This is a genomic window from Halorubrum sp. Atlit-8R (assembly GCF_003666025.1).
Lineage (GTDB): Archaea > Halobacteriota > Halobacteria > Halobacteriales > Haloferacaceae > Halorubrum > Halorubrum salinarum.
On the sequence record NZ_QPLV01000003.1, the window covers coordinates 295,237 to 319,402 of the forward strand.

The 24,166-nt window shown below is 69.7% G+C and carries 22 protein-coding genes; 10 read left to right on the plus strand and 12 right to left on the minus strand.

The window, feature by feature from the left end:
• The first annotated feature begins 163 nt into the window (after positions 1-163).
• The 5 genes from DVK05_RS10235 to DVK05_RS10255 all read left to right on the plus strand — a co-directional run bounded on the left by DVK05_RS10235 (position 164) and on the right by DVK05_RS10255 (position 6,555).
• On the plus strand, positions 164-1,885 hold the full coding sequence (locus tag DVK05_RS10235) for a PAS domain-containing protein (protein WP_121563252.1): 1,722 nt from the start codon (positions 164-166) through the stop codon (positions 1,883-1,885).
• A 67-nt stretch (positions 1,886-1,952) separates the two neighbouring features.
• Positions 1,953-2,453: a ribosomal protein S18-alanine N-acetyltransferase gene (rimI, locus tag DVK05_RS10240; RefSeq protein ID WP_121563253.1), complete on the plus strand. Its 501-nt coding sequence runs from the start codon at positions 1,953-1,955 to the stop codon at positions 2,451-2,453.
• Positions 2,454-2,543: 90 nt separating this feature from the next.
• Complete coding sequence (pepF, locus tag DVK05_RS10245) at positions 2,544-4,343, plus strand: oligoendopeptidase F (RefSeq protein WP_121563254.1); 1,800 nt, start codon at positions 2,544-2,546, stop codon at positions 4,341-4,343.
• 114 nt (positions 4,344-4,457) lie between these two features.
• Positions 4,458-4,934: a hypothetical protein gene (locus DVK05_RS10250; RefSeq protein ID WP_121563255.1), complete on the plus strand. Its 477-nt coding sequence runs from the start codon at positions 4,458-4,460 to the stop codon at positions 4,932-4,934.
• Positions 4,935-5,415: 481 nt separating this feature from the next.
• A complete protein-coding gene (locus tag DVK05_RS10255; RefSeq protein ID WP_121563256.1) occupies positions 5,416-6,555 on the plus strand; it encodes an aminopeptidase in 1,140 nt (379 codons plus the stop codon).
• A 550-nt stretch (positions 6,556-7,105) separates the two neighbouring features.
• On the opposite strand, the gene DVK05_RS10265 is transcribed toward DVK05_RS10255, so the two are convergent.
• The gene (locus tag DVK05_RS10265; RefSeq protein ID WP_121563258.1) at positions 7,106-8,410 is read right to left on the minus strand and encodes an O-acetylhomoserine aminocarboxypropyltransferase/cysteine synthase family protein; all 1,305 of its coding nucleotides are present in this window, start codon (positions 8,408-8,410) and stop codon (positions 7,106-7,108) included.
• A gap of 160 nt (positions 8,411-8,570) precedes the next feature.
• Between DVK05_RS10265 and DVK05_RS10270 the strand changes: the two genes are divergently transcribed.
• On the plus strand, positions 8,571-9,782 hold the full coding sequence (locus DVK05_RS10270) for an SPFH domain-containing protein (protein WP_121563259.1): 1,212 nt from the start codon (positions 8,571-8,573) through the stop codon (positions 9,780-9,782).
• Positions 9,783-9,927: 145 nt separating this feature from the next.
• On the opposite strand, the gene DVK05_RS10275 is transcribed toward DVK05_RS10270, so the two are convergent.
• From DVK05_RS10275 to uvrB, 5 genes are all read right to left on the minus strand, one after another.
• Positions 9,928-11,616 (minus strand): ribonucleoside-diphosphate reductase subunit alpha, encoded by a 1,689-nt coding sequence (locus tag DVK05_RS10275; RefSeq protein WP_121563260.1) that lies wholly within the window; start codon positions 11,614-11,616, stop codon positions 9,928-9,930.
• Between the two features lies 1 nt (position 11,617).
• Positions 11,618-12,646: a ribonucleotide-diphosphate reductase subunit beta gene (locus tag DVK05_RS10280; protein ID WP_121563261.1), complete on the minus strand. Its 1,029-nt coding sequence runs from the start codon at positions 12,644-12,646 to the stop codon at positions 11,618-11,620.
• Between the two features lie 419 nt (positions 12,647-13,065).
• Positions 13,066-13,656, minus strand: coding sequence for a hypothetical protein (locus DVK05_RS10285; RefSeq protein WP_121563262.1), 591 nt, complete (start codon positions 13,654-13,656; stop codon positions 13,066-13,068).
• A 75-nt stretch (positions 13,657-13,731) separates the two neighbouring features.
• Entirely contained in the window at positions 13,732-14,262 is a 531-nt protein-coding gene (locus DVK05_RS10290; RefSeq protein ID WP_121563263.1) for a hypothetical protein, read from the minus strand.
• 98 nt (positions 14,263-14,360) lie between these two features.
• On the minus strand, positions 14,361-16,415 hold the full coding sequence (uvrB, locus tag DVK05_RS10295; RefSeq protein ID WP_121563264.1) for an excinuclease ABC subunit UvrB: 2,055 nt from the start codon (positions 16,413-16,415) through the stop codon (positions 14,361-14,363).
• Positions 16,416-16,530: 115 nt separating this feature from the next.
• Between uvrB and DVK05_RS10300 the strand changes: the two genes are divergently transcribed.
• From DVK05_RS10300 to hisG, 3 genes are all read left to right on the plus strand, one after another.
• Complete coding sequence (locus tag DVK05_RS10300) at positions 16,531-16,965, plus strand: hypothetical protein (protein WP_121563265.1); 435 nt, start codon at positions 16,531-16,533, stop codon at positions 16,963-16,965.
• Positions 16,966-17,113: 148 nt separating this feature from the next.
• Complete coding sequence (locus tag DVK05_RS10305; RefSeq protein WP_121563266.1) at positions 17,114-17,527, plus strand: hypothetical protein; 414 nt, start codon at positions 17,114-17,116, stop codon at positions 17,525-17,527.
• A 528-nt stretch (positions 17,528-18,055) separates the two neighbouring features.
• The gene (gene hisG / locus DVK05_RS10310; RefSeq protein ID WP_121563267.1) at positions 18,056-18,946 is read left to right on the plus strand and encodes an ATP phosphoribosyltransferase; all 891 of its coding nucleotides are present in this window, start codon (positions 18,056-18,058) and stop codon (positions 18,944-18,946) included.
• 14 nt (positions 18,947-18,960) lie between these two features.
• Here hisG and DVK05_RS10315 read toward each other — a convergent pair whose 3' ends face one another.
• The 3 genes from DVK05_RS10315 to larB form a co-directional block, all read right to left on the minus strand.
• Entirely contained in the window at positions 18,961-19,209 is a 249-nt protein-coding gene (locus DVK05_RS10315) for a GIY-YIG nuclease family protein (RefSeq protein WP_121563268.1), read from the minus strand.
• 109 nt (positions 19,210-19,318) lie between these two features.
• Positions 19,319-19,471, minus strand: coding sequence for a hypothetical protein (locus tag DVK05_RS17330; RefSeq protein ID WP_004599353.1), 153 nt, complete (start codon positions 19,469-19,471; stop codon positions 19,319-19,321).
• A 193-nt stretch (positions 19,472-19,664) separates the two neighbouring features.
• Complete coding sequence (gene larB, locus DVK05_RS10320; RefSeq protein WP_121563269.1) at positions 19,665-20,432, minus strand: nickel pincer cofactor biosynthesis protein LarB; 768 nt, start codon at positions 20,430-20,432, stop codon at positions 19,665-19,667.
• 303 nt (positions 20,433-20,735) lie between these two features.
• Between larB and DVK05_RS10325 the strand changes: the two genes are divergently transcribed.
• On the plus strand, positions 20,736-20,903 hold the full coding sequence (locus tag DVK05_RS10325; RefSeq protein WP_004047560.1) for a DUF1931 family protein: 168 nt from the start codon (positions 20,736-20,738) through the stop codon (positions 20,901-20,903).
• Between the two features lie 84 nt (positions 20,904-20,987).
• Here DVK05_RS10325 and rpiA read toward each other — a convergent pair whose 3' ends face one another.
• The 3 genes from rpiA to DVK05_RS10340 all read right to left on the minus strand — a co-directional run bounded on the left by rpiA (position 20,988) and on the right by DVK05_RS10340 (position 24,093).
• Positions 20,988-21,716 (minus strand): ribose-5-phosphate isomerase RpiA, encoded by a 729-nt coding sequence (rpiA, locus tag DVK05_RS10330; protein WP_121563270.1) that lies wholly within the window; start codon positions 21,714-21,716, stop codon positions 20,988-20,990.
• 55 nt (positions 21,717-21,771) lie between these two features.
• Positions 21,772-22,896, minus strand: coding sequence for an ORC1-type DNA replication protein (locus tag DVK05_RS10335; protein ID WP_121563271.1), 1,125 nt, complete (start codon positions 22,894-22,896; stop codon positions 21,772-21,774).
• Between the two features lie 147 nt (positions 22,897-23,043).
• Positions 23,044-24,093 (minus strand): methyltransferase domain-containing protein, encoded by a 1,050-nt coding sequence (locus DVK05_RS10340; protein ID WP_121563272.1) that lies wholly within the window; start codon positions 24,091-24,093, stop codon positions 23,044-23,046.
• Positions 24,094-24,166 lie beyond the last annotated feature (73 nt).

The window sequence follows — 24,166 nt, forward strand, 5'->3', positions numbered from 1 at the left end:
AAGCCTCGCTGCGGCAACATCTCACGGTTCGCAAGGCTTCGGCGGGCACCAACGGTGGCACGCGGCCAGAGTTCATCGGCCGCCCGATAGTTAATTATCAGTTCTGATTTCGAAGGCGCGCGGTTTTATCACCTCGTAGTCGTACCCTCTGGTAGAACCGACTGTGACCCTCCGGCCATCCGACACGTCGACGTCGCGCCGCGGCGCCGACGAGGGCGACGCCCCCGACGCCGAAGACCGGTCCGCGGTCGACGCGCCGCCCGGCGACGGGGAGCGGGCGACCGGGTCGACCGACCGCGGTGCCCGACCGACATCCCCCGTAGCCGACGCCGACGAGGCGTCGGCCGGCGTCGACGCGACGCCCGCCGAGCGCGGGTCCGGGCCCGCCGAGGCGGACCGCTTCCTGCTGGCCGTGGCCGTCGACGGCGAAGTGCTGTTCGCGGGGCCGTCGGCGCCGGACGTCGTCGGCGTGGACCGCGGCGAACTCGTGGGCAGCGACCTCCTCGACCGCGTCCACCCGAGCGACCGCGAGCCGGTCGCCGACGCGCTGTCCGCGGTCGCGACGAGTCGGACGGTCACCCACCGAATCCGCCGCGCGAGCGGCGGGTACGCGTGGGTCGAGTCCGTCGTCGACGAGGAACTCGCCCCGCAGTTCGGCGGCCGGATCGTCACGGTCCGGCGCGTCGACGTCGACCGCACCTTCCCGGAGCGCTACCGCGCCTTCTTAGAGTACGGCAGCGACCTCGTCACGGTCGTCGACGGGGACGGACTCGTCGTCTACGAGAGCCCCTCCGTCGCGGAAGTGCTCGGCTACGAGCAGGGGTCGACCGTCGGGCGCTCCCCGCTCGGCTACGTCCACCCGGACGACCGCGAGCGCGTGACCGAGCGGTTCTACCGCGCGCTCAACGAGCCGGACACGTCCCCGACGCTGGAGTACCGCTACCGCACCGCCGACGGCGACTGGGTCTGGCTGGAGTCGCGGACCCGCTCGCTGCCGGCCGACAGCCCCGTCGGCGAGCTGCTCATCAACTCCCGGGACGTGAGCGCGCGGAAGGCGCGCGAGCGGCGGCTCACCGACCGCAACGAGCGGCTCGACCGCTTCGCGAGCATCGTCTCGCACGACCTGCGGAACCCGCTGTCGGTGATCCGGGGGTCGATCGAGATGGCGCGGCTGCGCGGCGAGGCGGAGCCCCTCGAACGCGGCGAGCGCGCCGTCGACCGGATCGACCAGCTCGTCTCGGAGCTGCTCACCCTCGCGCGGCAGGGGACCGGCATGGACGAGCCGACGGAGTTCGCGCTCGCCAGCGTCGCCCGCGACGCCTGGGAGACCGCCGCCGAGGGCGAGGACGACGCGGACCTGGTCGTCGCCCGCGACGCGCGGGTGTACGGCGACCGCGGCCGGGTGCGCCAGGCGCTGGAGAACCTGTTCCGCAACGCGACGGAACACGGGAAGCCGGAGGCCTCGGAGGCGGGAGCGTCCGAGCCAGACGACGACGCGACCGACTCCGGCGGCGACGCGCCCGACCCCCAAGACGACGCGACCGCGTCCGACGACGACGCGGACGACGGTCTCACCGTCCTCGTCACCGCCACCGACGAGGGGTTCCTCGTCGCCGACGACGGGACCGGGATCGACCCCGACGACCGGGACTCCGTGTTCGACTCCGGGTACACGACGCGAGCGGACGGGACGGGCTACGGGCTCGACATCGTCCGCGAGGTGGTCGAGTCGCACGGGTGGCGCGTCGAACTGCGGACGCCCGCGGACGGCCCGGTGGACCTCGCCGACGGTCGCCGGCTCCGGCCGCCGGACGGCGCCTGCTTCGAGGTGCGCGCGCCCGAGGCCGCCGACGCCGACCCGGACGAGCCCTGGATCGAGGCGTGAGCGAGGCGGCGCGCCGCCGCCCCGGTCGACCCGGCGCGTTTATTCCCCGCGGGCCGCAAACTGACCCGTGAGCGCCGCCGACGTCACGATCCGAGGGGCCGAGTCTGCCGACCTCCTCGCGGTGGTCCGGATCGAGCGGGCCTGCTTCTCGGACCCGTGGCCGCACGACGCCTTCGAGCGGCTGCTCGACGAGGCGGCGTTCCTCGTGGCGGAGCGGGCGGGCGCGGTCGTCGGGTTCGTCGTCGCCGACCGGACCCCGAACCACGGCCGCGACATCGGCCACGTCAAGGACCTGGCCGTCCACCCCGACGCCCGCGGCGAGGGGATCGGTCGGACGCTGCTCCGGTCGGCGCTGGCCCGCCTCCGCGCGACCGGCGTGGCCGTCGTCCGGCTCGAAGTGCGCGAGGGGAACGACCCGGCGCGGTCGCTGTACGCCGACGAGGGGTTCGAGCCGATCCGCCGGGTCGGCGGCTACTACCGCGACGGCGAGGACGCGCTCGTGCTCGTCGTCGACCTCGCGGCGTGGGCCGAGGGCGAGGACGGCGGGGGGCGGGACGAGCCGCGTTGACACGTCACGGGTGGTGCCGGTTCGCACGCATATCGGTCCGCCGCGCGGGGTTTGACAAGGCTTAGTGTGCGGGAGGCCGACCCGAACGGTATGAGTTCGGTTCCCGAGCGGTCCGAAATCGACGCCGAGTACAAGTGGGACCTCGACGGCATCTACGCCGACGACGAGGCGTGGGAGTCGGCCTACGAGACGGTCGCCGACCGGATCGACGAGCTGGCCGCCTACGAGGGGCGGGCGGTCGAGGACGCCGCCACCCTCCTCGAACTGCTCGAACTGCGCGAGGAGATATTCCGCGAGCTCCAGCAGGTGATGACGTACGCCCGCCTGCGCAGCGCCGAGGACACGCGGAACCAGGAGTACCAGGCGATGTCCGCGCGGGCGTCGTCGCTCGGCTCCGAGGCGTCGAGCGCGGTCTCGTACCTCGAACCCGAGATCCAGTCGCTCACGGAGTCGGACGTCGAGGCCTTCGTCGACGACGAGCCCGCCCTCGCCGAGTACGAGCACTACCTCGACGACGTCCTGCGGAAGAAGCCGCACACGCGGTCGAGCGAGGTCGAGGAGGTGCTGGCGGACCTCTCGGAGGTCACCGACGCGCCGAGTGAGATCTACTCGATGCTGACGAACGCCGACATGACCTACGGCGTCGTCGAGGACCCCGACGGCGAGGAGGTCGAGATCACGCAGGCGAACTTCACGAAGCTCCAGACGAACCCGGACCGCGAGTTCCGCGAGCGCATCCATGAGACGTTCTACGACGAGTGGGCCGACGTGCGCAACACGGTCGGCACCTCTTTAGAGAAGGCCGTCCGCGAGCACGTCACGAGCGCCGAGATCCGCGACTACGACTCCGCGCGGGCCGCCGCGCTCGACGACTCGAACGTCCCGGTCGAGGTGTACGACACCCTCGTCGACACCGTCGACGACAACCTCGACGTGCTCCACCGCCACGCGGAGCTGAAGGAGGCGGCGCTCGGCGTCGACCAACTCCAGAGCCACGACCTCTACATGTCGCTGACGGGCGACCAAGGGCCGGACGTGGAGTACGAGCAGGCCCGCGAGTGGGTGATCGAGGCGGTCGCGCCGCTCGGCGACGCCTACCAGGAGCGGCTGGCCGAGGGGCTCGACTCGCGGTGGGTCGACGTGTACGAGAACCGGGGGAAGCGCTCGGGCGCGTTCTCCTCGGGCACCTACGACACCCAGCCGTACATCATGATGAACTACCAGGACGACATCGCGTCGATGTACACGCTGGCCCACGAGCTCGGGCACTCGATGCACTCGGAGCTGGCGGGCGACGCCCAGCCGTGGCACGACGCGAGCTACGAGATCTTCGTCGCGGAGATCGCCTCCACGGTCAACGAGACGCTGCTCACCCACCACCTGCTCGACACCGTCGAGGACGACGAGCTCCGCACCCACGTCCTCGACGAGTACCTCGAGCGCTTCCGCTCCACCCTCTTCCGGCAGACGATGTTCGCGACGTTCGAACAGCAGATCCACGAGCGCGTGGAGGCCGGCGACGCGCTCACCCCCGACGCGTTCGACGAGATGTACGGCGACCTGAAGGCCGACTACTACGCGCCCGCCGAGCTCACGGGCGGCATCGAGCGCGAGTGGCAGCGCATCCCGCACTTCTACTACGACTTCTACGTCTACCAGTACGCGACCGGCATCTCCGCCGCGGCCGCCATCGTCGAGCGCGTCCTCGACGAGGGCGAGTCCGCGGCCGCCGACTACCGCGAGATGCTGAAGGCCGGCGGCTCGAAGTACCCGCTGGAGGTCGTCGAGCTCGCCGGCATCGACATGGCCTCGCCCGACCCGATCGAGTCCGCCGTCGGCGTCTACGACGACTACCTCGACGAGATCGCGGCGCTGCTCGACCTGGAGTGACGGCCCAGCGGTAGCGGACCCGCGGTAGCCGTTCGCCCCGCCGCGTCGCACCCCCGACCGACCGCGCGGGGCACACAAAGCATATACTTCGCTCGGAGCTACTCGCCCGGCGCGATGGACCGCCGACTCCTCGCCGTCCCGGGCGCCCTCCTCCTGCTCGCCGCCGCCGCGGACGTGAGCGTCGTCGGCTGGGAGGCGACGTTTCGGGCGGGCGCGGGGCTCGACCGGCACGCGACCGTGAACGCCGCCGACCTCCCCGCGCGCTGCGCCGACGCCGCGGTCGCCCTCGCCGACGGGCGCAACGTCTCGATCCGGGGGTATCGGGTCGCGCCCGGATCGGTCGACCTCCTCGTCGAACGTACCTCGACCGCCGGGGAGTGGGCGCTCGGCGAGACCAACTGCGCCGACCGGCTCGCCGGGACCGACGACCTGCGCGTCGACGGCGAGTCGTACAGGGTCCTCGGGAGCTACTCGCGGGAGCGGCTGGACCGAACCCCCGTGGGCGGGCTGGCGAGGCTCGGCGGCGGGCTCGGCGGCGTCGCGCTGCTCGCGGTCGGGCTCTTTGAGGCCATTCACGGGGAGCGCGAGTGACGGCCTCGCCGTCTCCTCCACGAGCCATTTAAATAGCGCGGTGGCGCGTGCCGGCGAGCGGCCGCCGAAGGCGGTCGCGAGTCGCACGCGCGAGGGAGTCGCTGGCGCCGACGGCGCCAGCGACGAGGCTGGGGAGGCACGAGGTGCTGTGCGGGGCGGGGTGGGACTCAAAGGGGCAGTCGCGAGACCGACGCAGACGACGTAAGCACCGCAACGAGGGAGCGGTAGCGACCGAGTGAGGAGCGCAACGAGTGTGCGTCGGTCTCGCGACTGGGGCTTTGGAGCCGTTCGCTGTTGATCTACAGTTGAGCACGCACAGCCGAGCGGCTGTGGCTTCGGCAGAGTTCTCGGCCGACCTGCGAGCGACCGTTTCGGAATGAGCGACCGGCGCGCCGTCAAAGTCTGCCCTCGCGCCGTCCCTCGATGAGACGTACTCTCCATCCCGGCACCGATTTACCGCTCCTCCACGACACACCGCGTAATGGACGAACGCGTACGCGAGCACGCCGAGGTGCTCGTCGACTGGAGCGCGCGGGTCGAGGCCGGCGACGACGTCGTCGTGAGCGTGGCGGAGGACGCCCACGAGCTGGGCGTCGCGGTCGCCGCGGCGCTCGGCGAGCGCGGAGCGAACGTCACGACGCTGTACGGCTCCGACGAACTCTCCCGCGCCTACCTGAAGGGCGTCGAGGCCGGGACCGACGGCGACGTCGAGGCCGACGACTTCGATTCGGACCCCGCCGTCGACCGCGCGATCTTCGAGGCCGCCGACGCCTACCTCCGGATCGGGGGCGGGCGCAACACCACCGCGTCGGCGGACGTGAGACGCTCGACCCGGCAGGCGTACGCGACGGCGCGCAAGGGTGTCCGCGAGGCGCGGATGGACACCGACTGGGTGTCGACGGTCCACCCGACCCGCTCCCTTGCCCAGCAGGCGGGGATGGCCTACGAGGAGTACCGGGACTTCGTCTACGACGCCGTCCTCCGCGACTGGGAGTCGCTCGCCGAGGAGATGGCGCAGATGAAAGACGTGCTCGACGCGGGCGAGGAGGTCCGGATCGTCACCGAGCGCGACGACGCGCCCGACACCGACGTTTCGATGTCGATCGCGGGGCGCACCGCGGTCAACTCCGCCGCCTCCGTCGCGTACGACTCCCACAACCTCCCCTCCGGTGAGGTGTTCACGGCGCCGTACGACACCGAGGGCGAGGTTTTCTTCGACGTGCCGATGACCATCGACGCGACGCGCGTCCGGAACGTTCATCTCACCTTCGAGGACGGCGAGGTCATCGAGTTCTCGGCCGAATCGGGCGAAGAGGCGCTCGCGGACATCCTCGACACCGACCCGGGCGCCCGGCGGCTGGGCGAGTTGGGCATCGGGATGAACCGCGGCATCGACCGCTTCACCGACTCGATCCTCTTCGACGAGAAGATGGGCGACACCGTCCACCTCGCGGTCGGCCGCGCCTACGACGCCTGCCTGCCCGAGGGCGAGTCCGGGAACGACAGCGCGGTCCACGTGGACATGATCACCGACGTGAGCGCCGACTCGCGCATGGAGGTCGACGGCGAGGTCGTCCAGCGGAACGGGACGTTCCGGTGGGAGGACGGGTTCGAGGAGTAGGTCGGGGGGACGATAGCTCGGCGAGAGAACGGGGAACTGTCGGTTCTGGTGAAACTCTCAATCCTCAACTTCGCCGCCAGTCCTCCGGTAACCGTCGCCAGAGCGGCAGAAATACCGCGTAAAACGACCCGAAGATGACGACGGTTGCAAACACGACCAGTTCCGTTTCCGACAGCTGTAGCGCCTCGTACGTAAGCAAGATAGTGACGATGACCCCAAGCGCCCAGACGGCCAGTGGGACGCGCGCTTTCAGTGACAGGCCCCGGTGGATAGACACACATTCATTCACCTACCACGAACGTAAATATTGATGGGATAGCAGGGGTCGGCGCCCCGCTGTGTCAGTTCAGTCCGCATCTGAAAATGAGATTTCAACGGAGCCTCACAGGTATGCTGGTCGAGACGCAAGCGCAATCGGCTGATTCGTCATTTAGATCGAGAAAACAGCGGAGTCCTCGTGCCGATTGGATCCGCTGTATCCCGCACGCAGCCTCGCTCAGTCCCCGAGTGTTTCGACGGAACCACCCCGTCGGAAACGGGCGAATCGCGGTTACGCCGTCGCCGCCTCGATGGCGGCCTCTAAGTCGGCGACGATGTCCGCGGGGTCCTCGATGCCGACCGAGAGGCGAACCATGTCGTCGGTGACGCCTGCCGCCTCCTTCTCCGCGTCCGTCAGCTGCTGGTGCGTGGTCGAGGCCGGGTGGATGACGAGCGTCTTCGCGTCGCCGACGTTCGCGACCAGCGAGGCGAGGTCCGCCTCCTCGACGGTCGCCCGCGCGGCCTCGTAACCGGCCTCAAGCCCGAAGGTGAGCATGCCGCCGTACCCCCCGTCGAGGTACTCCGTCGCCTCCTCGTGGGTCTCGTGGTCCTCCAGGCCGGGGTAGTTCACCCACGCGACCTCGTCGTGGTCCGCGAGGTACTCGGCGACGATCCCGGCGTTCTCGCAGTGGCGGTCCATCCGCAGCGGGAGCGACTCCGTCTGCTGGAGCGTGTTCCAGGCGTCGAACGGCGACTGCTGGTCGCCCAGGTCGCGGAGCCCGCGGGTGATCGCGGCGAAGGTGAACGCGGCGTCGCCGAACCGCTCGGCGAAGTTGATCCCGTGATAGGCGGGGTTGTCCTGCGCGATCTCCGGGTACTTCTCGGCGTGCTCGGCCCACGGGAACGAGCCGCCGTCGACGACGACCCCGCCGACCGTGGTGCCGTTGCCGGTGAGCCACTTCGTCGTCGACTCCCAGACGAGGTCGGCGCCGTGTTCGAGCGGCCGGCAGAGGTACGGCGTCGCGAACGTGTTGTCGACGAACAGCGGGGCGCCGTGCTCGTGCGCGATGTCCGCGATCCGCTGGATGTCCGGGGTGACGAGGGCGGGGTTGCCGATCGTTTCGAGGTGGACGTAGGCGGTGTCCTCGTCGATGGCCTCGGCGTACCCCTCGTAGTCGAGGGGGTCGACGAACCGCGTCGAGACGCCGCGGCGCTCGACGGAGTGGGTGAGGTAGGTGTACGTGCCGCCGTACAGCGCCGACGAGGAGACGATGTTGTCGCCCGCCGAGGCGAGCAGGAACGTCGTCACGTCCAGCGCCGCCATGCCCGAGGCGGTCGCGACCGCGCCGACGCCGCCCTCCAGCGAGGCGATCCGCTCTTCGAGGGCGGCGTTTGTCGGGTTCATCAGCCGGGAGTAGACGTTGCCGGCCTCTTCGAGCGCGAAGAGGTCCGCGGCGTGGTCGGCGTCGTCGAACTGGTAGGCGGTCGTCTGGTAGATGGGCGTCGAGCGGGCGCCGGTCGCCGGGTCCGGGTCCTCGCCGGCGTGGACGCTTCGCGTGCTGAATTTGGGCTCGTCGGTCGCCTCGTCGGATGGCATACCACCCGGTTCGGCCGCCGCCCAATTAAAGCCGGCCGGCCCGTGCCGGCCTTTCCGGTATCTCGGAGTCCGGCGCCGCGGACGCGAATCGACGGGCGCGACGCGGATCAGCCCGCAGTCTCGTGCGAACCGTTAACAGCGTCGGGCCGTAACCTCGGGTATGGGAACACAAGGTCCGCGCGGCGAGTCCGCCGAGCTGGAGGATCTGCTGGCGGAGGTCCCGGACGGGGTCTGGCAGTACCTCGCGCTCGGCGTCGCCCTCCTCGTCGGGGTCGCCCTCCTCGGGCAGAGCCTCGTCTTCGGCGTCGCGGCGCTCGCGGTGCTTTTAGCGGCCGTCACGGTCGTCAGCGCCGTCGAGATCGTCGACGCCTACGACAAGGAGGCGCTCACCGTCTTCGGCGAGTACCGCAAGCTGCTCGACCCGGGCGTTCACGTCATCCCGCCGTTCGTCTCGCGGACGTACGCCTTCGACATGCGGACGCAGACCATCGACGTGCCGAGCCAGTCGGCGATCACCCGCGACAACTCGCCGGTGACCGCCGACGCGGTCGTCTACACCAAGGTGATGGACGCCAAGAAGGCGTTCCTCGAAGTGGACGACTACAAGAACGCCGTCTCGAACCTCGCGCAGACCACGCTTCGGGCGGTCATCGGCGACATGGAGCTCGACGACACGCTCTCGCAGCGGGAGCTCATCAACGACCGGATCAACGAGGAGCTCGACGAGCCCACGGACGAGTGGGGGATCCGCGTCGAGGCCGTCGAGGTCCGCGAGGTGAGTCCGTCACAGGAGGTCCAGCGCGCGATGGAGCAACAGACCGGCGCGGAGCGCCGCCGTCGTGCGATGATCCTCGAAGCGCAGGGGGAACGCCGCTCCGCCGTCGAGCAGGCCGAGGGCGACAAGCAGTCGAACATCATCCGCGCGCAGGGGGAAAAGCAGAGCCAGATCCTCGAAGCGCAGGGGGACGCCATCTCGACCGTGCTGCGGGCGCGGTCCGCCGAGTCGATGGGCGAGCGCGCCATCATCGAGCGCGGCATGGAGACCCTCGAAGAGATCGGCAAGGGCGAGTCCACCACCTTCGTCCTCCCGCAGGAGCTGACGAGTCTGGTCGGCCGCTACGGCAAGGCCCTCTCCGGCTCCGACGTCCAGGAGATGGAGGGCCTCGAGAGCAAGGAGTTCGACGCGGAGACGGAGCAGATGCTCGGGTTAGAGGACATCGAGTCCGCGTTAGAGGAGCTCGACAGCTACTCCGACGAGAACCTCTCGGCGAGCCGCGACGGCGAGGGGATCCCGGACGGCGAGGTGGAGGAGTTCGAGGTCGACGAGGCCGACATCGACCTCGAAACGGAGAGCGAGCGGCCGAGCGATTAGGCCGGGAGCGGGGTCGCGGCCGCGCGACGGCGTGCGTGCTCAGGGCCGCCAGCGCTCGGGGTCGACCGCCCAGAGCAGGCCGACGGCGACCTGAATTCGAGGACGGAGCGACCGGGGTGACGGACGGGCTGACTACTGGGAGCGATCAGCTCTCACAGGCCCGACACTCGAGGATGTCCCGACTGAACTTCTGTGCGGCGTTCACGCTGTGCTGATAGTAGAGGCTCTTGACGCCCTTCTTCCACGCCTCGATGTAGAGCTGATTGATCTCTTTCACGCTCACTTCGCTCGGGTCGATCGAGACGTTCACGCTCTGTGCTTGGTCGATGTGTTTCTGCCGCTGTGCCGCCTGATTGATGATCGCCATCTGCGGAATCTCGGCGAAGGTCTTGAACACCTCTTTCTCTCGGTCGGTCAGGCAATCGAGGTGTTGGACGCTCCCGTCCTTGTTCGCGATGCTGTCCCAGACCTCGCGGGTGTCTTCGCCTCGCTCCGCCAGTATCGCCTGAAGGAACCTGTTCTTTTGCGTCGACTTCAGCTTCGCACCGTCCCGCACGAAGTAGTTCGACTTCAGCGGCTCGATGCTCGGGCTGACCTGCCCCAGGATGACGCTGCTCGATTTCGTCGGGGCCACGCTCATCGTCGTCGTGTTCCGCCTGCCGTACCCCTCGAGCACCTCCGGCTCCCCGAACTCGTCGGCGAGCGCTTCGCTCGCCTCGTAGCTCCGCTCGCTGATGGTCCGGAAGATTTCCTCGTTCTTCTCCATCGCCTCCATGCTGTCGAAGGGGATCATGTTGCGCTGGAGGTAGCTGTGCCACCCGAGGACGCCGATCCCTATCGCTCTGTGTCGCTTCGCGAACCGCACGGCCCGCTCCATGAACCGGACGCCCTCCGTGCGCTGGATGAACTCCTCCATCACCGCGTCCAGGAACCGGGTCAGCGTCTCCACCGCATCGGTGTCCTTCCATTCGTCGTAGTGGAGAGCGTTCATGCTCGAGAGACAGCAGACGAAGCTCTCGTCCGCGGTGGCCGGCAGCGCGATCTCGGTACAGAGGTTGGACGCGTTTATCCGGTAGTCCTTGTCCTTGTAGACCTGCGGCTTCCCCTCGTTCATGTTCCCCCGGAAGATGATGTACGGAACGCCGATGTTGATCCGGGTCTCGATGATGTCCGCCCAGGTCTCCCGCTTCTCCTCGTCGCCGTCGATCATCGCCTGGAACCAGTCGTCACCGATGATGACGCCGTAGTAGATGTCCTGTACCGGGTCTCCCTCGGTTTTGATGTTGAGCCATTCCTCCAAGTCGTCGTGTTCGACGTCGATGTAGCCGGCGAACTGCCCGCGCCGGGTTTCCCCTTGGCTGATGACGTTGATGATCGTGTCGAACAGCTCCGTGAAACTGTAACTCCCGTTGCTCTTGCCGTTGTTCGTTATCGGACTGCCCCGCGGCCGCAGCTCACCGAAGTACCCGCTCGTACCGCCGCCCTGCTTGGTCATCTCTCCCACCTCGGCCTGGGTGTAGAGGATGCTCTCTATGTTGTCTTCCATGTGGCTGCCGAAGCAGCTGATGGGGAGACCCCGATCCAGTCCGAAGTTGGCCCATATCGGGCTGGCGAGGCTGTAGAAGCCGCGGCTCATGTACTCGTAGAACCTGTCCGCGAACCCCTCCTCGCCGAGGATCGCTTCGGCGCGCTCGGCGATTTGCCTGACCCGCTCTTCCGCCTCGACGCCCTCGATCAGATACCCCTCTCTGAGGAACTCCCTGCTGTCCTCGTTCAGCCAGTAGAAGGGTTCCGTGTACTGTTCCGAAACGCCGTCGAGTGCTGTCTGTGCCATGTTAGAACATGTCCTCCGCGGTAACGCTCTGCGTGTGCTTGTTGTACGTGGTCGACCGCTTGCTGAAGAAGTCGTTATCTTTCGTCATCATGATGTCCTCGTCGAACCAACGCGTCTCTTCGAGCAGGTCGTCGTCCGTCTCGAATATCGGTTCCACACCGACGTTTTCCAGGCTCTGATTGAACCGGTCTCGCAGGAAGGCGTCGACGTGGGAGCGGGGGAGAAACTCCAGTTCCCCGTCCTCGAATATCCAGTCCAGGATCTCCAGTTCCGCCTCGTAGGCCTGCCGACAGGCTGCTTGGACCTCGTTCTCGAAACCGTCGTCGAAGAGGTCCGGGTTCTCCTCTCTGATCGTCTCTACCAGTTCGACCCCGAACAGCCCGTGAATCTGCTCCTCCTTGCTGGTCGCTTCGACGGCGTTCGCTATCCCCGTGAACTTCTTTTCGTGCTTGTCGAAGCTCGTCATGATGAGGAACTGGCTGAACAGCGATACGTGCTCGACGAACGTGCTGAAAAGCAGGATGCTCATCACGTACTCCCGTTCGTCGTCGCTCTCGCTTTTGTCCAGATACTCGTCGAGGTACTCGATCCGCTTTTTCATCGCCGGCTCCTCGGTCACCTGCTCGAAGTCGTCCGTGATTCCCAAGACGTCGAGGAGGTGACTGTAGGCGTCCATGTGGCGCACCTCGCTCTCCGCGAAGGTCATGCCCACGTTCCCGACCTCGGCTTTGGGCATCTCCGCGTAGATGTCCGACCAGAAGGTCTTCACCTGCACCTCGATCTGCGCGATGGCCAACATCGTCCGCTTGATAACGGTCTGCTCGGCGGGAGTCGTGTTGACCTTGAAGTCTTGGACGTCGCCGTCGAAGTTGAACTCCGTGTGGACCCAGTAGCTGTTCCGGATCGCCTCGACGTAGTCGAGAAAGTCGCTGTACTCGTAGGGCTTCAGCTGCGTTCTCTCCGAGAAGATGTCCCTCTCCGTATCTGCGCCTGTACTCGTGTTCGTGGTCGTGTTTTCGCTTTCACTCATCGTTGGTCATCTCGAACGTGACCGATTGCGTTGGGTTGCCTCTGCCACTTCGTCGTCGGTCCGGTGAGTCCGACCGCGGTCGTGTCGATCGGGAGACGGTCCTACAGCGTGAGTGGAGCCGCGTGAACCGTGTCGGAACACACAGACTCGACTGGCATAAGTATTACCAACAAAATTGTAGTACTACAAATTTACTTTCATGCTACGCGATCGGAGTCACTCCTCCGATTCACGGACGAGCGGTGCCGTGACGGTGACTCAGCGGTGAGGTCCGGTCACGGGAGGTCGCTACAGCACCCAACTGGCGGCGTCGACGCTGGTCCAATCGCGAGGACTCTACCGGGCAGTTCGGTGAGAAGGACAAACTCGAAGCCGGGCGCAAGCGAGGGATCGACGAGACGTGAGGTTGAGGCCCGGACTCAGGGCCGCCAGCGCTCGGGGTCGACCGCCCAGAGCAGGCCGACGGCGACCGCGCCGCCGAGGCCGCCGGTGACCAGCGAGACGGGGTCCGAGGCCCCGGCCGCGAGCGCCGCGAGCAGCAGGACGGCGCCGGCGACGAGCGCCGCCGTGTCCTCGGTGGTCGTCGCGCGGATCACCGGGGCCACGGCGCCGCCGGCGACGACGCCGGTCGCGACGGTGCCGGGCGGTCCGGCGACGGCGGCGGCGAGCGCTTCCGCCTCGACGAGCGCCGGGAGGATCGCCGCGGGCGCGGCGGCGACGCCGGCGACGAGCGCGAACGCGGCGACGCCGCCGAGCGCCGGCGCGAGGAGGGCGGCGCGCGCCGACAGGTCGGCGCTCGCGAGCGCGGCCGCGCCGCCGATCAGGAGGACCGACCCGACCGTGAGGAGGGGCGGCGTGGCGACGAACGAGTACGGCGTGGGCGCGATGATCGACACGGAGTCGGCCGCCGACTCGGGCGGGACCGTGGGGGCAAGAGAGACCGTCGCCGCGAGCGCGGCGACGCCGACGACGAGGAGGGCCGATCCGAGGAGGCGACTGCGGAGTGACATGGTCGGGGGGAGACGTTCCGGCCACAAAACGATCGCGGGACGGGACCGCCGTCGTCGGGCGGAGGGCCGCGACCGTCAGATCGTGATCCCGGCGCGGCCGTCCCCGATGACGACGACCGCTCGCTCCGGCGGGCCGCGCTCGTCGGAGAGCCGCAACAGGAGCGTCTTGACCACCGGGTCGTCGGTCTCGATCTCGCCGCGGACGCCGCTCTGGTCGACCGCGATCCGGAGCGAGTGGTCGCCCGTCCGACTGATCCCGCCGAGCCGGAGCTTGACCTCGGGCGCCGTGAGCCGCTGGGCGATCACCAGCACCGCGTCGCCGCCGTCGTCGACGAAGTCGGTGCGCTCGACGAACTCGCGCGACTCGGTCGCGTCGGGCTTGAGCGCGCCGCGGGCCGAGGAGGCGGAGCGGAAGGAGGCCGCGTGCGTCAACAGCTCCTCGGGCCGGGCGAGGACGCTGCGCGAGTCGACCATCGGGTTGCCGTCGATATAGCGGCTGCGAACGCCGAGATCGCCCGGCGTCGAGGCGGCGACGTCGTGGAGGCGGTCGACGCACCCCCCGGTGGCTGCGGCGAGCGCTCCGGCGACGACGGCGCGACGGTACACGGCCGAGAGTGTGCGGTTCCGAGGTAAAAATCCCGCCGTCACGGTGACGCGGACTGAGAATCGGGCGTCGCTCGCGTCTGTCCCGGCGCGGAGGGTCGCTACTCCTCGATCGCCGGCGCCGGGACGCCCTCGTCGCCCGCGTCGATCTCGAAGGCCCGGCGCAGCTCCGCGATCCGGTCGCGGATGTCGGCCGCCAGCTCGAACTCCAGGTTGCTCGCGGCCTCGTCCATGCGGTCTTCGAGCGCCTCGATCTGCGCTTTCGCCTCGTCTTCGCTCTCCACGTCGCCGACACTGACGTTCGAGGTGTCCGTCTTCGAGCCGGGGAGGTTCGTCTCGCTGACCGGCTTGTCGATGGTGGTCGCCTCGTAGCCGTGCTCGGCGTTGTACTCCAGTTGGATCTCGCGGCGGCGCTGGGTCTCCTCGATGGCCGCCTCCATCGAGTCGGTGGTCTCGTCGGCGTAGAGGACGACCTCGCCGTTGACGTTGCGGGCGGCCCGCCCCATCGTCTGGACGAGGGTCGTGGTGGAGCGGAGGAACCCCTCCTGGTCGGCGTCGAGGATGGCGACGAGGCTCACCTCCGGGATGTCGAGCCCCTCGCGCAGCAGGTTGATGCCGACGAGCACGTCGATGTTGCCGAGTCGGAGGTCGCGGATGATCTCGTGGCGTTCGAGGGTGTCCGTCTCGTCGTGCATGTACGCCACGTCGACGCCGGCCTCCTCGAGGTACTCCGTGAGGTCCTCGGCCATCCGCTTGGTGAGCGTGGTGACGAGGACGCGCTCGTCGCGCTCGATCCGGTCGTCGACGCGGTCGAGGAGGTCGTCGACCTGCCCCGTCGCGTCCGTCACCTCCACCTTCGGGTCGACGAGGTGGGTCGGGCGGACGATCTGCTCGACGATCTGATCCGAGGTCTCGCGCTCGTAGTCGCCGGGCGTCGCCGAGACGTAGAGGGTCCGGTCCGTCTTCTCCTCGAACTCCTCGAACGTCAGGGGGCGGTTGTCGTACGCGGTCGGGAGCCGGAACCCGTTCTCGACCAGCGAGTCCTTCCGCGACTTGTCGCCCTCGTACTGCCCTTTGATCTGCGGGATCGTCTGGTGGGACTCGTCGACGACGGTGAGGAAGTCGTCGGGGAAGTAGTCGAGCAGGGTGTAGGGGGCGTCGCCAGACTCGCGGTCGTCCATGTGGACCGAGTAGTTCTCGATCCCGGAGCAGTAGCCCGCCTCGCGAAGCATCTCGATATCGAAGGTGGTGCGCTCCTCGATGCGCTGGGCCGCCACGAGGTCGCCCTGCCGCTCGAAGTAGCTGACCCGCTTCTCCATCAGGTCCTCGATCTCGGCGATCGCCTGCTCCAGCTTGTCGTCCGGGATCGAGTAGTGCTCCGCCGGGTGGAGCATCACCGCCGGCTCCTCGCTCACGACCTCGCCGTGCATCGGGTCGACCTTGATCATCCGGTCGATCTCGTCGCCCCACAGCTCGACCCGGACCGCGTACCGGCCGTACATCGGGTATATCTCGACGGTGTCGCCGCGCACGCGGAACGTGCCCTGCGTGAAGTCCACGTCGTTGCGCTCGTAGTTCAGGTCGACGAGCCGGGTGAGCAGCTCCTCGCGGCCGATCCGCTCGCCGACCTCCAGGCGGAGGGCCATGTCGCGGTAGTTCTGGGGGTCCCCGAGCCCGTAGATGGCCGAGACGGAGGCGACGACGATCACGTCGTCGCGGGTCAAAAGGGAGCGCGTCGCGGAGTGGCGCAGGCGGTCGATCTCCTCGTTGATCGACATCTCCTTGTCGATGAACGTGTCCGTCTGCTCGACGTACGCCTCCGGCTGGTAGTAGTCGTAGTAGGAGACGAAGTACTCGACGGCGTTGTCCGGGAACAGCTCGCGGAACTCCTCGTACAGCTGGGCCGCGAGCGTCTTGTTGTGGGCTAAGACGAGGGTGGGCTGGTCGAGCTCCTCGGCGACCCACGAGACGGTGTTCGTCTTCCCGGACCCCGTCACGCCGAGCAGCGTCTGCTTCTCCGCGCCCGACTCGAACCCCTCGACCAGTTTCTCGATGGCCTCGGGCTGGTCGCCCGCGGGCTCGAACGGGGCGTCGACGCGGAGCGGGCGGTCGACGGTCGGGCGGTCCTCCGAGAGGGGGGAGTCGGCGTCGCTCACGATACGCGTCGTTGGGCGGCGATACACTTGAGCGGCGCGCTCAGGCGGCCGGTCCGCGGCGGGTTCGTCGCGTCTCGGTGGAAAGCACTTACGGCTTCCGTGCGAACTCGGGGCCGTGAAGCGAAGGTCCCTCCTCGCCTGTGCGCTGCCCGCGGCCATCGCGGGCTGTACCGGTGACGCGCTGCCCGGTAGAGACGAGGAGCCGGGCGGCGGCGAAAGCGAGTCCGGCGGTGGAAGCGACGGGTCCGACGGCGAGGGCAACGAGACGAGTGATAGCGGAGGCGACGGCGTGGAGGCGGGGTACACGGTCGGCGTCGAAGCGCCGGTGTCGGACCCGGGCGACAGTGTCGTCTGCGAGTTCGAGTCGCTCCCTGACGCGGCACGCGAGGAGTTCGAGGCCGCGATCGAGGGCGTCGACTTCGAGACCGACGACCGCGGGTATTACTCGTCGGAGAGCTCCCCGGCGCTGCTGGATACGGACTGTTACAACGCCTACGTCGCGTACGAGGGCGAGTACTACTGGGTCAGCGTCGACGCCGTGGGCGGGTGAGTCCCCTCTGGGAGAGGCGATCGGCTCAACTCCTCTCTCAGCCGATTCGAGACTCGGCGAATGGCCGGCGCCAACATCGGGCGGGGACAGACGTTTAACCGACTGTTCGGGGACAAGAGCCATCACCGAGCGGTCGGAACGCTGAATCGTGTCCCTCCAGTTCACTCCCGCCGTCGCCGTCGGCGTCCTCTGCTTCCTGCTCGTCTGGGTCGCGATCGGCGCGTGGGTCAACTTCGACTCGCACGCCCGCGGAAGCGACCACCCGGGGTTCTGGGGCGTCCTCGCCCCGGTCTCGGGGATCGTACTATTGTACTACCTGTTATGGTGGCGCCGCGGGCAGGCCCGCCGGTATCCGCTGTCACGGTGGGAGCGGGCCGCCGCGACCGTCGCCGTCGCCGGTCCCGCGGGGCTGGTCGTCGGGAGCCTCGTCTCGCCGCCCGACCCGATCTCGCAGTTGACCGTCTGGCCGGTCGCGTTCGCCGGCTGTCTCCCCGTCGCGTACTTGGCGGTCAGAAGGAGGTTCGACACGACCGGCGGCTCGCCTATGAGTGATCGATTGTAGATCGACGGCAGACACCCCAAAGGGCCGGTCGCTCGCTCACAAACGGCCACTCACGGACCGGCCGCGAACACCTCCAAAGCCCCAGCCGCGGGGGCAGCGTACACTCGCTGTGCTCCTCACTCGGTCGCTCACTCCGTTCGCTCCCTCGTTGCGGTGCTTACTTCGTCTACGCTGCCCCCGCGACTGCCCCTTTGAGTCCCGCCCCTCCGGAAGACGGTCCTGCTCGCTCACTCCGTTCGCTGCGCGGGCTGCGACTTCCGTGCTCCCGCTCGCTGCGCTCGCGGGAACGCACAGCGACCGCACCTCACGCCTCCCCAGCCTCGTCACCGGACTACGTCCGGTTTCAAGCGAGAGCTTCGCTCTCGCCCTGTCGCTCACTTCGTTCGCGACTCCCTCGCGCGTGCTCCTCACGCCCTGCGGGCGTTCGGAGGCACGCGCCACCGCGTTTACTTATAAACGATTTCGCGTCGACACCCGCCTCGCGCTCCGGACGAAAACGTTTCCCCCTGTCCCCGCGAGTCGTGGCGTATGCGCATCGCCGTCCCCAACAAGGGCCGCCTACACGAACCGACGCTCTCTCTCTTGGAGCGCGCCGGGCTCCACGTCGAGGAGACCGCCGACCGCCAGCTGTACGCCGACACCGTCGACGAGGACGTGACGGTGCTGTTCGCGCGGGCGGCCGACATCCCCGAGTACGTCCGCGACGGCGCAGCCGACCTCGGCGTCACCGGTCTCGACCAGGCGGCCGAGTCGGGCGGCGTCGTCGATGCCGCGGACGAGGCGGCCGACGGCGACCTCGTCGACCTGCTCGACTTAGGGTACGGCTCCTGTAAGCTCGTCCTCGCGGCGCCCGAGGACGGCGACGTGGCGGCCGTCGAGGACCTCGCCGGGCGGACGGTCGCCACCGAGTTCCCGAGCGTCACGGAGGCGTACCTCGACCGCGTGGGCGTCGACGCCGACGTGGTCACCGTGACGGGCGCGACGGAGCTGACCCCGCACGTCGACATGGCCGACGCCATCGTCGACATCACCTCGACGGGGACGACGCTGAAGGTGAACCGCTTGGCCGTGATCGACGACGTGCTCGAGTCCTCGGTGCGGCTGTTCGCCCGGCCGGACGTGGTCGACGACCCGAAGGTCGAGCAGGTGCTGACCGCCTTCGAGTCGGTCCTCGCGGCGGACGGCCGCCGCTACCTGATGATGAACGCGCCCAAGGCGCGGCTCGACGCGGTGAAGGACGTGATCCCCGGGCTCGGGGGCCCGACCGTGATGGACGTCGAGGCCGACGAGAACGGCAACGGGATGGTCGCGGTCCACGCCGTCGTCGACGAGCGCGACGTGTTCGAGACCATCTCGGAGCTGCGCTCGGTGGGCGCGACCGGTATCCTCGTCACCGAGATCGAGCGCCTCGTGGAGTAGCTCCGAGACGGGGCCTACCCGTCGTCGATCAGCCGCTCCTTCTCGGCGCGCGACAGCGACTTGACGGCGTGCTCCCGCGACATCGCCGCCGACCGCGAGTCGAACGACTCGACGTGACGCAGCGTTACGGGGGTCCGCCCGCGGGTGTACTTCGCGCCCTCCCCCGCGTCGTGTTCGGCGACGCGGCGCTCGACGTCGGTCGTGTACCCGGTGTAGAGGGTGCCGTCGGCGCACTCGATCACGTACACGTAGTGGTCGGCCACGACCGACCGTGCGAGCGCGAGCGCAAAGTGGGTACGGGTGTGCCCGGAAGGGGGACCGGACGGAGCCGCCGCTCTCCGTGCGCTCGGTCTCACATCGGCGGTTCGGCGGTCAGTCCCCGGTTCGCGTCCGCTCGCGAGACACCTCGGCGATGCCCGCGTTCGCGGAGCACTTCGGGCACGCGTTCAGGTCGCCGTGCTCGTCCGCGAAGACGCGCGCGAAGCGGTCCGAGACGTGCGACCCGCAGTGGTCACAGCGTGGCATGTGATGCCGACGTGCGTCGGCACGATCGGTAGGGACTGGACGAACAAATACCCTTTCTCGGACCCGTCGACTTCCGGTATTCGCGCGTTTAATCCCCCCGCGATCCGCGGCGATCGAGGGGGATATCGACGGGGCGATCCGCGCCGTCGACCGGAGCTCCGCTCGGGGGGCCGACCGCGGCGGACGGGCACCCTCACTCGGCCCGGGCCGCGTCGACCGCGCGGGCGATCAGGCCGGCCTGCGCGCCGGCGACGAACCCGGCGTCGACGTTGACGGTCGTGAGCACGGAGCACGACTGGAGCGCGCCCTCGAGCGCCGCGACCCCCTCGCCGCCGACGCCGTAGCCGGTCGAGACGGGGGCAGCGATCACGGGGGCGTCAACGAGGCCGGCGACGACGGTCGGGAGGGCTCCCTCGCGGCCGGCCGCGACCACGACCGCGTCGGCCTCGCGGACCCGGTCGACCTGGTCGAGGATCCGGTCGAGGTTGGCGACCCCCACGTCGTCGACCCGGTCGACCGCGGCCCCGACCTCGCGGGCGACGACCGCCGCCTCGCCGGCGACCGCCGCGTCGGCGGTGCCGGCGGCCACGACCGCGACCGCGGCGTCGAGCGACGGGGGCTCGAAGTCGGCCGCGTGGACGACGACGGTGCCCGCGCGGTCGTCGCGGTCGACCGTCGCGTCCGCGTCGGCGTCGCCGACCGCCGCGGCGACCGCGGACGCGGCGGCCTCGTCCGCGCGGGTCACGAGCGCCCGACCGGTGGTGTCGAGCGCCGTGGTCGCCAGCGCGGCGACCTCCGCGGGCGTCTTCCCCTCCGCGAGGATCGCCTCGGGGATCCCGCGCCGCCGCTCGCGGGCGGCGTCGAACCGCCCCGCGTCCGTGGTCGCGTAGCCCGCGAGCCGCGACTCCGCCTCCTCGATCCCGATGTCGCCCGCCTCGAGCGCCGCCAGCGTCTCTCGCATGGACGGTGGTGCGCGTCGGTCCCGGTCGAACCTGTCGGTTCGCGGTCCGGCCCGCCGCGCGCCGACCTCGACCGGGACCGGAGCGACTCCGCGGGCGTCACGCGACGGGGGACGCGGCCCGAGCGAGGCCGGACCGACCCGGGGTCCGAGGGGGTTCCGAGCGCCGTCGAGGCGGAGCGCGGACGAGAATCCCACAAGGCTTATAAGCAACTATCCTCGTAACCCCCGCGAACCGGCGTCACGGCGCCCCTCGCGGGCGAATTCAGGAACTCTTATTAACCATCACCGGGTAGGCCCGATCGCATGGCAGACCTCATTGTCAAAGCGGCCGTCAAGGAAGCCCTGGACGACAAGAACGTCGCTTCGGACTTCTACGACGCGCTGGACGACGAAGTGGACGAGCTGCTCGAAGACGCCGCGCGCCGCGCCGAGGCCAACGACCGGAAGACGGTCCAGCCGCGCGACCTGTAAGGCGGACCCGTTTCCGTCCCACTTTATTTGGACGCCGACCGGCCAGCGGCCGCGCCGTCGCTCGCGTCGCCGCTCGGCGACGGGTCAGACCTCGTCGACCCGGACGCCGGACTCCGTCCCGACGTGAACCTCGTCCGCGAGCCCGACGAAGAGCCCGTGTTCGACGACGCCCGGGACCGCCGACAGCGTCGCCGACAGGGCGGCCGGGTCGGCGATCTCGCCGAACGCGCAGTCCGCCACGAGGTTCCCGTTATCGGTCACGACGGGGCCGTCCTTCCGCTCCGCGCGGCGCAGCGTCGGCTCGCCGCCCGCCTCCCGGACCGCCGCGGCGACCGCGGTCCGCCCCGCGGGCAGCACCTCGACCGGCACCGACCGGTCCAGCCGCGGCGACTCCTTCGAGGGGTCGGCGACGACGAGGAAGCGGTCCGCGGCGGCGTCGACGAGCTTCTCGCGGGCGTGGGCCGCGCCGCCGCCCTTGATCAGCGCGCCGCCGGAGACGGGGCCGTCGCCGCCGCCGGTGGCCACCTGATCGGCGCCGTCGATCGCGACGTCGATCCCCGGGCCCTCGGGCCCGACCGCGTCGGGGAGGTTGAGGAGCGGAATCCCCTCCTCGGCCGCGAGCTCGCGGCTCGCGAAGGAGGTGGGGACGCCGCGCACGTCGAGGCCGGCGTCGGCCCGCTCGCCGAGGCGCCGGATGGCGTGGGCCGCGGTCGACCCGGTCCCCAGCCCGATCACGTCCCCGTCGGTCACCGCCTCGGCCGCCGACTCGCCGGCGCGCCGCTTCATCGCGTCGCTCCCGCCGCTCGTCTTCATGTGGCCGGGTGCGCGCGGGACCGACGAAAAGGCGTCGGCGCGCGGACGGGCGGACTCATTCCAGCCGGTCTAACACCGCCTCCGAGTCGTAGGCCAGGGAGAGCTCGCGGGAGCGGCCGCGGCCGTCGACGTCGGCGTACTCGGCGTCGATCACGCCGAGCTGGTCGAGCTTGTTGATGATCTCCGAGTAGCGGGTGTAGCCGAGGTCGGTCGCGTCGTTGAAGGCGTCGTACACCGCGCCGGCGCGCTCGCCGTCGTGTTCGGCGAGGACGCGGACGAGGTCGCGCTCGGAGTCGGAGAGGCCGCGGAGCGACCGCGAGAGGTGGACGTGTTTCGACTTGTCGTAGGCGTCCTCGACGTCCTCCTCGGAGACCGTCTTCGAGGCGCGCATCTCGGCGTTGAGCCCGGCCCGGCGCAGGAGGTCGATGCCAACCCGGAGGTCGCCGCTCTCGGCGGTGAGGTCCGCGACGCGGTCCAGCTCGGCATCGCCGATGACGCCCTCGTGGAAGCCGCGCTTGGCGCGCTCGGCGAGGATGTCGTAGATCTCGGTCGCGTCGTAGACGGGGAAGTACACCTCCTCGGGGCGGAAGACGGACTGGACCCGCGTGTCGAGGTCGTCGATCACGTCGAGGCCGAGGTCCGAGGAGACGACGATGACGCCGATCTTCGCGCCGGAGTGGGCCTCGTGGGCGCGCAGGAGCGAGTAGAGGGTGTCGGAGGCCTCGTTCTCGTAGAAGAGGTAGTTCACGTCGTCTAAGGCGACGACGAGGACCTCGTCCTCCTCGACGAGCCGGTCGGTGATCTGGCCGAACAGCTTTTTGAAGGAGATGCCGGAGGAGGGGGGCTCGTACTCGAAGATTCCCTCGAACAGCCGGGAGAACACCGCGTAGCGCGTCGAGTCGACCTGGCAGTTGACGCGCACGGTCCGGACCTCGGTCCGGGCGCCGAGCTCGCCGAACAGCTTCTGGACCGCGGTGGTCTTGCCGGTCCCGGGCGGGCCGCGGACCATCGTGTTGAGGGGGCGGGAGCCGCGGACCGCGGGGCGGAGCGCGTACTTCAGGTTCTCCAGCTGGCTCTCCCGGTGGCGGAACGTCTCGGGGACGTGGTCGATCTCGAACACCGACTCGTCGCGGAACACGGACTCGTCCCACGAGAGCATGTCCCCGGCGTCCCTGGTCATGCGAGTACCACGAGAGGCCGCGCACTTAACCGTTGCCCGGCGCCGGGGCGAAACTGAAACTTGTCGCACGAGCCTCCGAAAGAAGCGATTCCGCCGATCGGTCGTTCACTCTCGGTCCGGCGGGATCCCCGCCGCGCTCGCCGCCGGTCACCCCGCGTCGCCGCGGCGCAACACCAGTACGTGCCGCGTCAGCGAGCGGTGGACGCGGCGCTCGAACGCCGCGTCGACCGTCCAGCCGGCGGCGCGGGCGGGGGCGCGCCAGTCGCGGTCCGCGACCAGCACCGCGCGCGGCGCGACCCGGGCGGCCTCGTCGAGCGCGCCCCCGACGAGGTCCGCGAGCTCGTGGCGAGCGATCTTCGACTGCCGGCCGTACGGGGCGTCGAACGCGACCCCGTCGACGGCGTCGTCGGGGAGGGGGAGCGCGGTCGCGTCGCCGCGCGCGACGTGCCAGTCGGGGGCCCCGTCGCCGCCGGCCTCGCCCAAGTACTCGCGGAGGTTCCGCCGCGCGCCGCGGACCATCTTCGCCTGCGCGTCGCAGGCGACGGCGTCGGCGCCGACGAGGCCGGCCTCCAGCGGGAGGCCGCCGGTGCCGCACATCGGGTCGAGGAGGGTCCGACCCGGGGCGGCGCCCGCGAGGTTGGCGTAGGCGCGGGCGTCGGCCGGGGCCATGCTCCCCGGCTGGAAGAAGGGGCGGTCGGTGGGGTCGGGCGCGAAGTCGCGGGCCGCCTCGACCGCGACCCAGCCGAGGGCGCACAGGTCCGCGTCGCCGCCGTCCGCGCCGGCCACCGCGTCGTGCTCGGCGCGCGGGCCGGCCGCGAACAGCGCGCGGAGGACGTGGTCCGGGTCGTCGAGGTCGACCTCGAACCCGCGGTCGACGAGGACGCTGCCGAGCGCGCGCTCGGCCGCCCCCGTTGAGACGCCGGCCGTGGCCCGGACGTCGCGGGCGCGGACCGCCACGGTCCCGGAGCGGTCGAGCGACGCGGCCCGGAGCGCGGCGGCCGCGGCGTCGACGTCGGCGTCCGTCCGCGCGATCGCCTCGTGCGCGGCGTGAGTGTACGCGAGCCGGGCGGCGTGATCGCGGTCGATCCCGCCGGTGCGCGCGACCCCCGGCGCGAGGAGGTCGACGCCGGTCGCGGCGGTCGCGGCCTCGCGGGCCGCGAAGGCGTCCGTCTCGCCGGCGAGTTCGAGCCAGTACACGCCGACCGCTCCGCGCGGCGGCGCCAATAGCGTGGCGGTTCCGACCGGCCACCATTTAAGTGCGTTCGGGCGA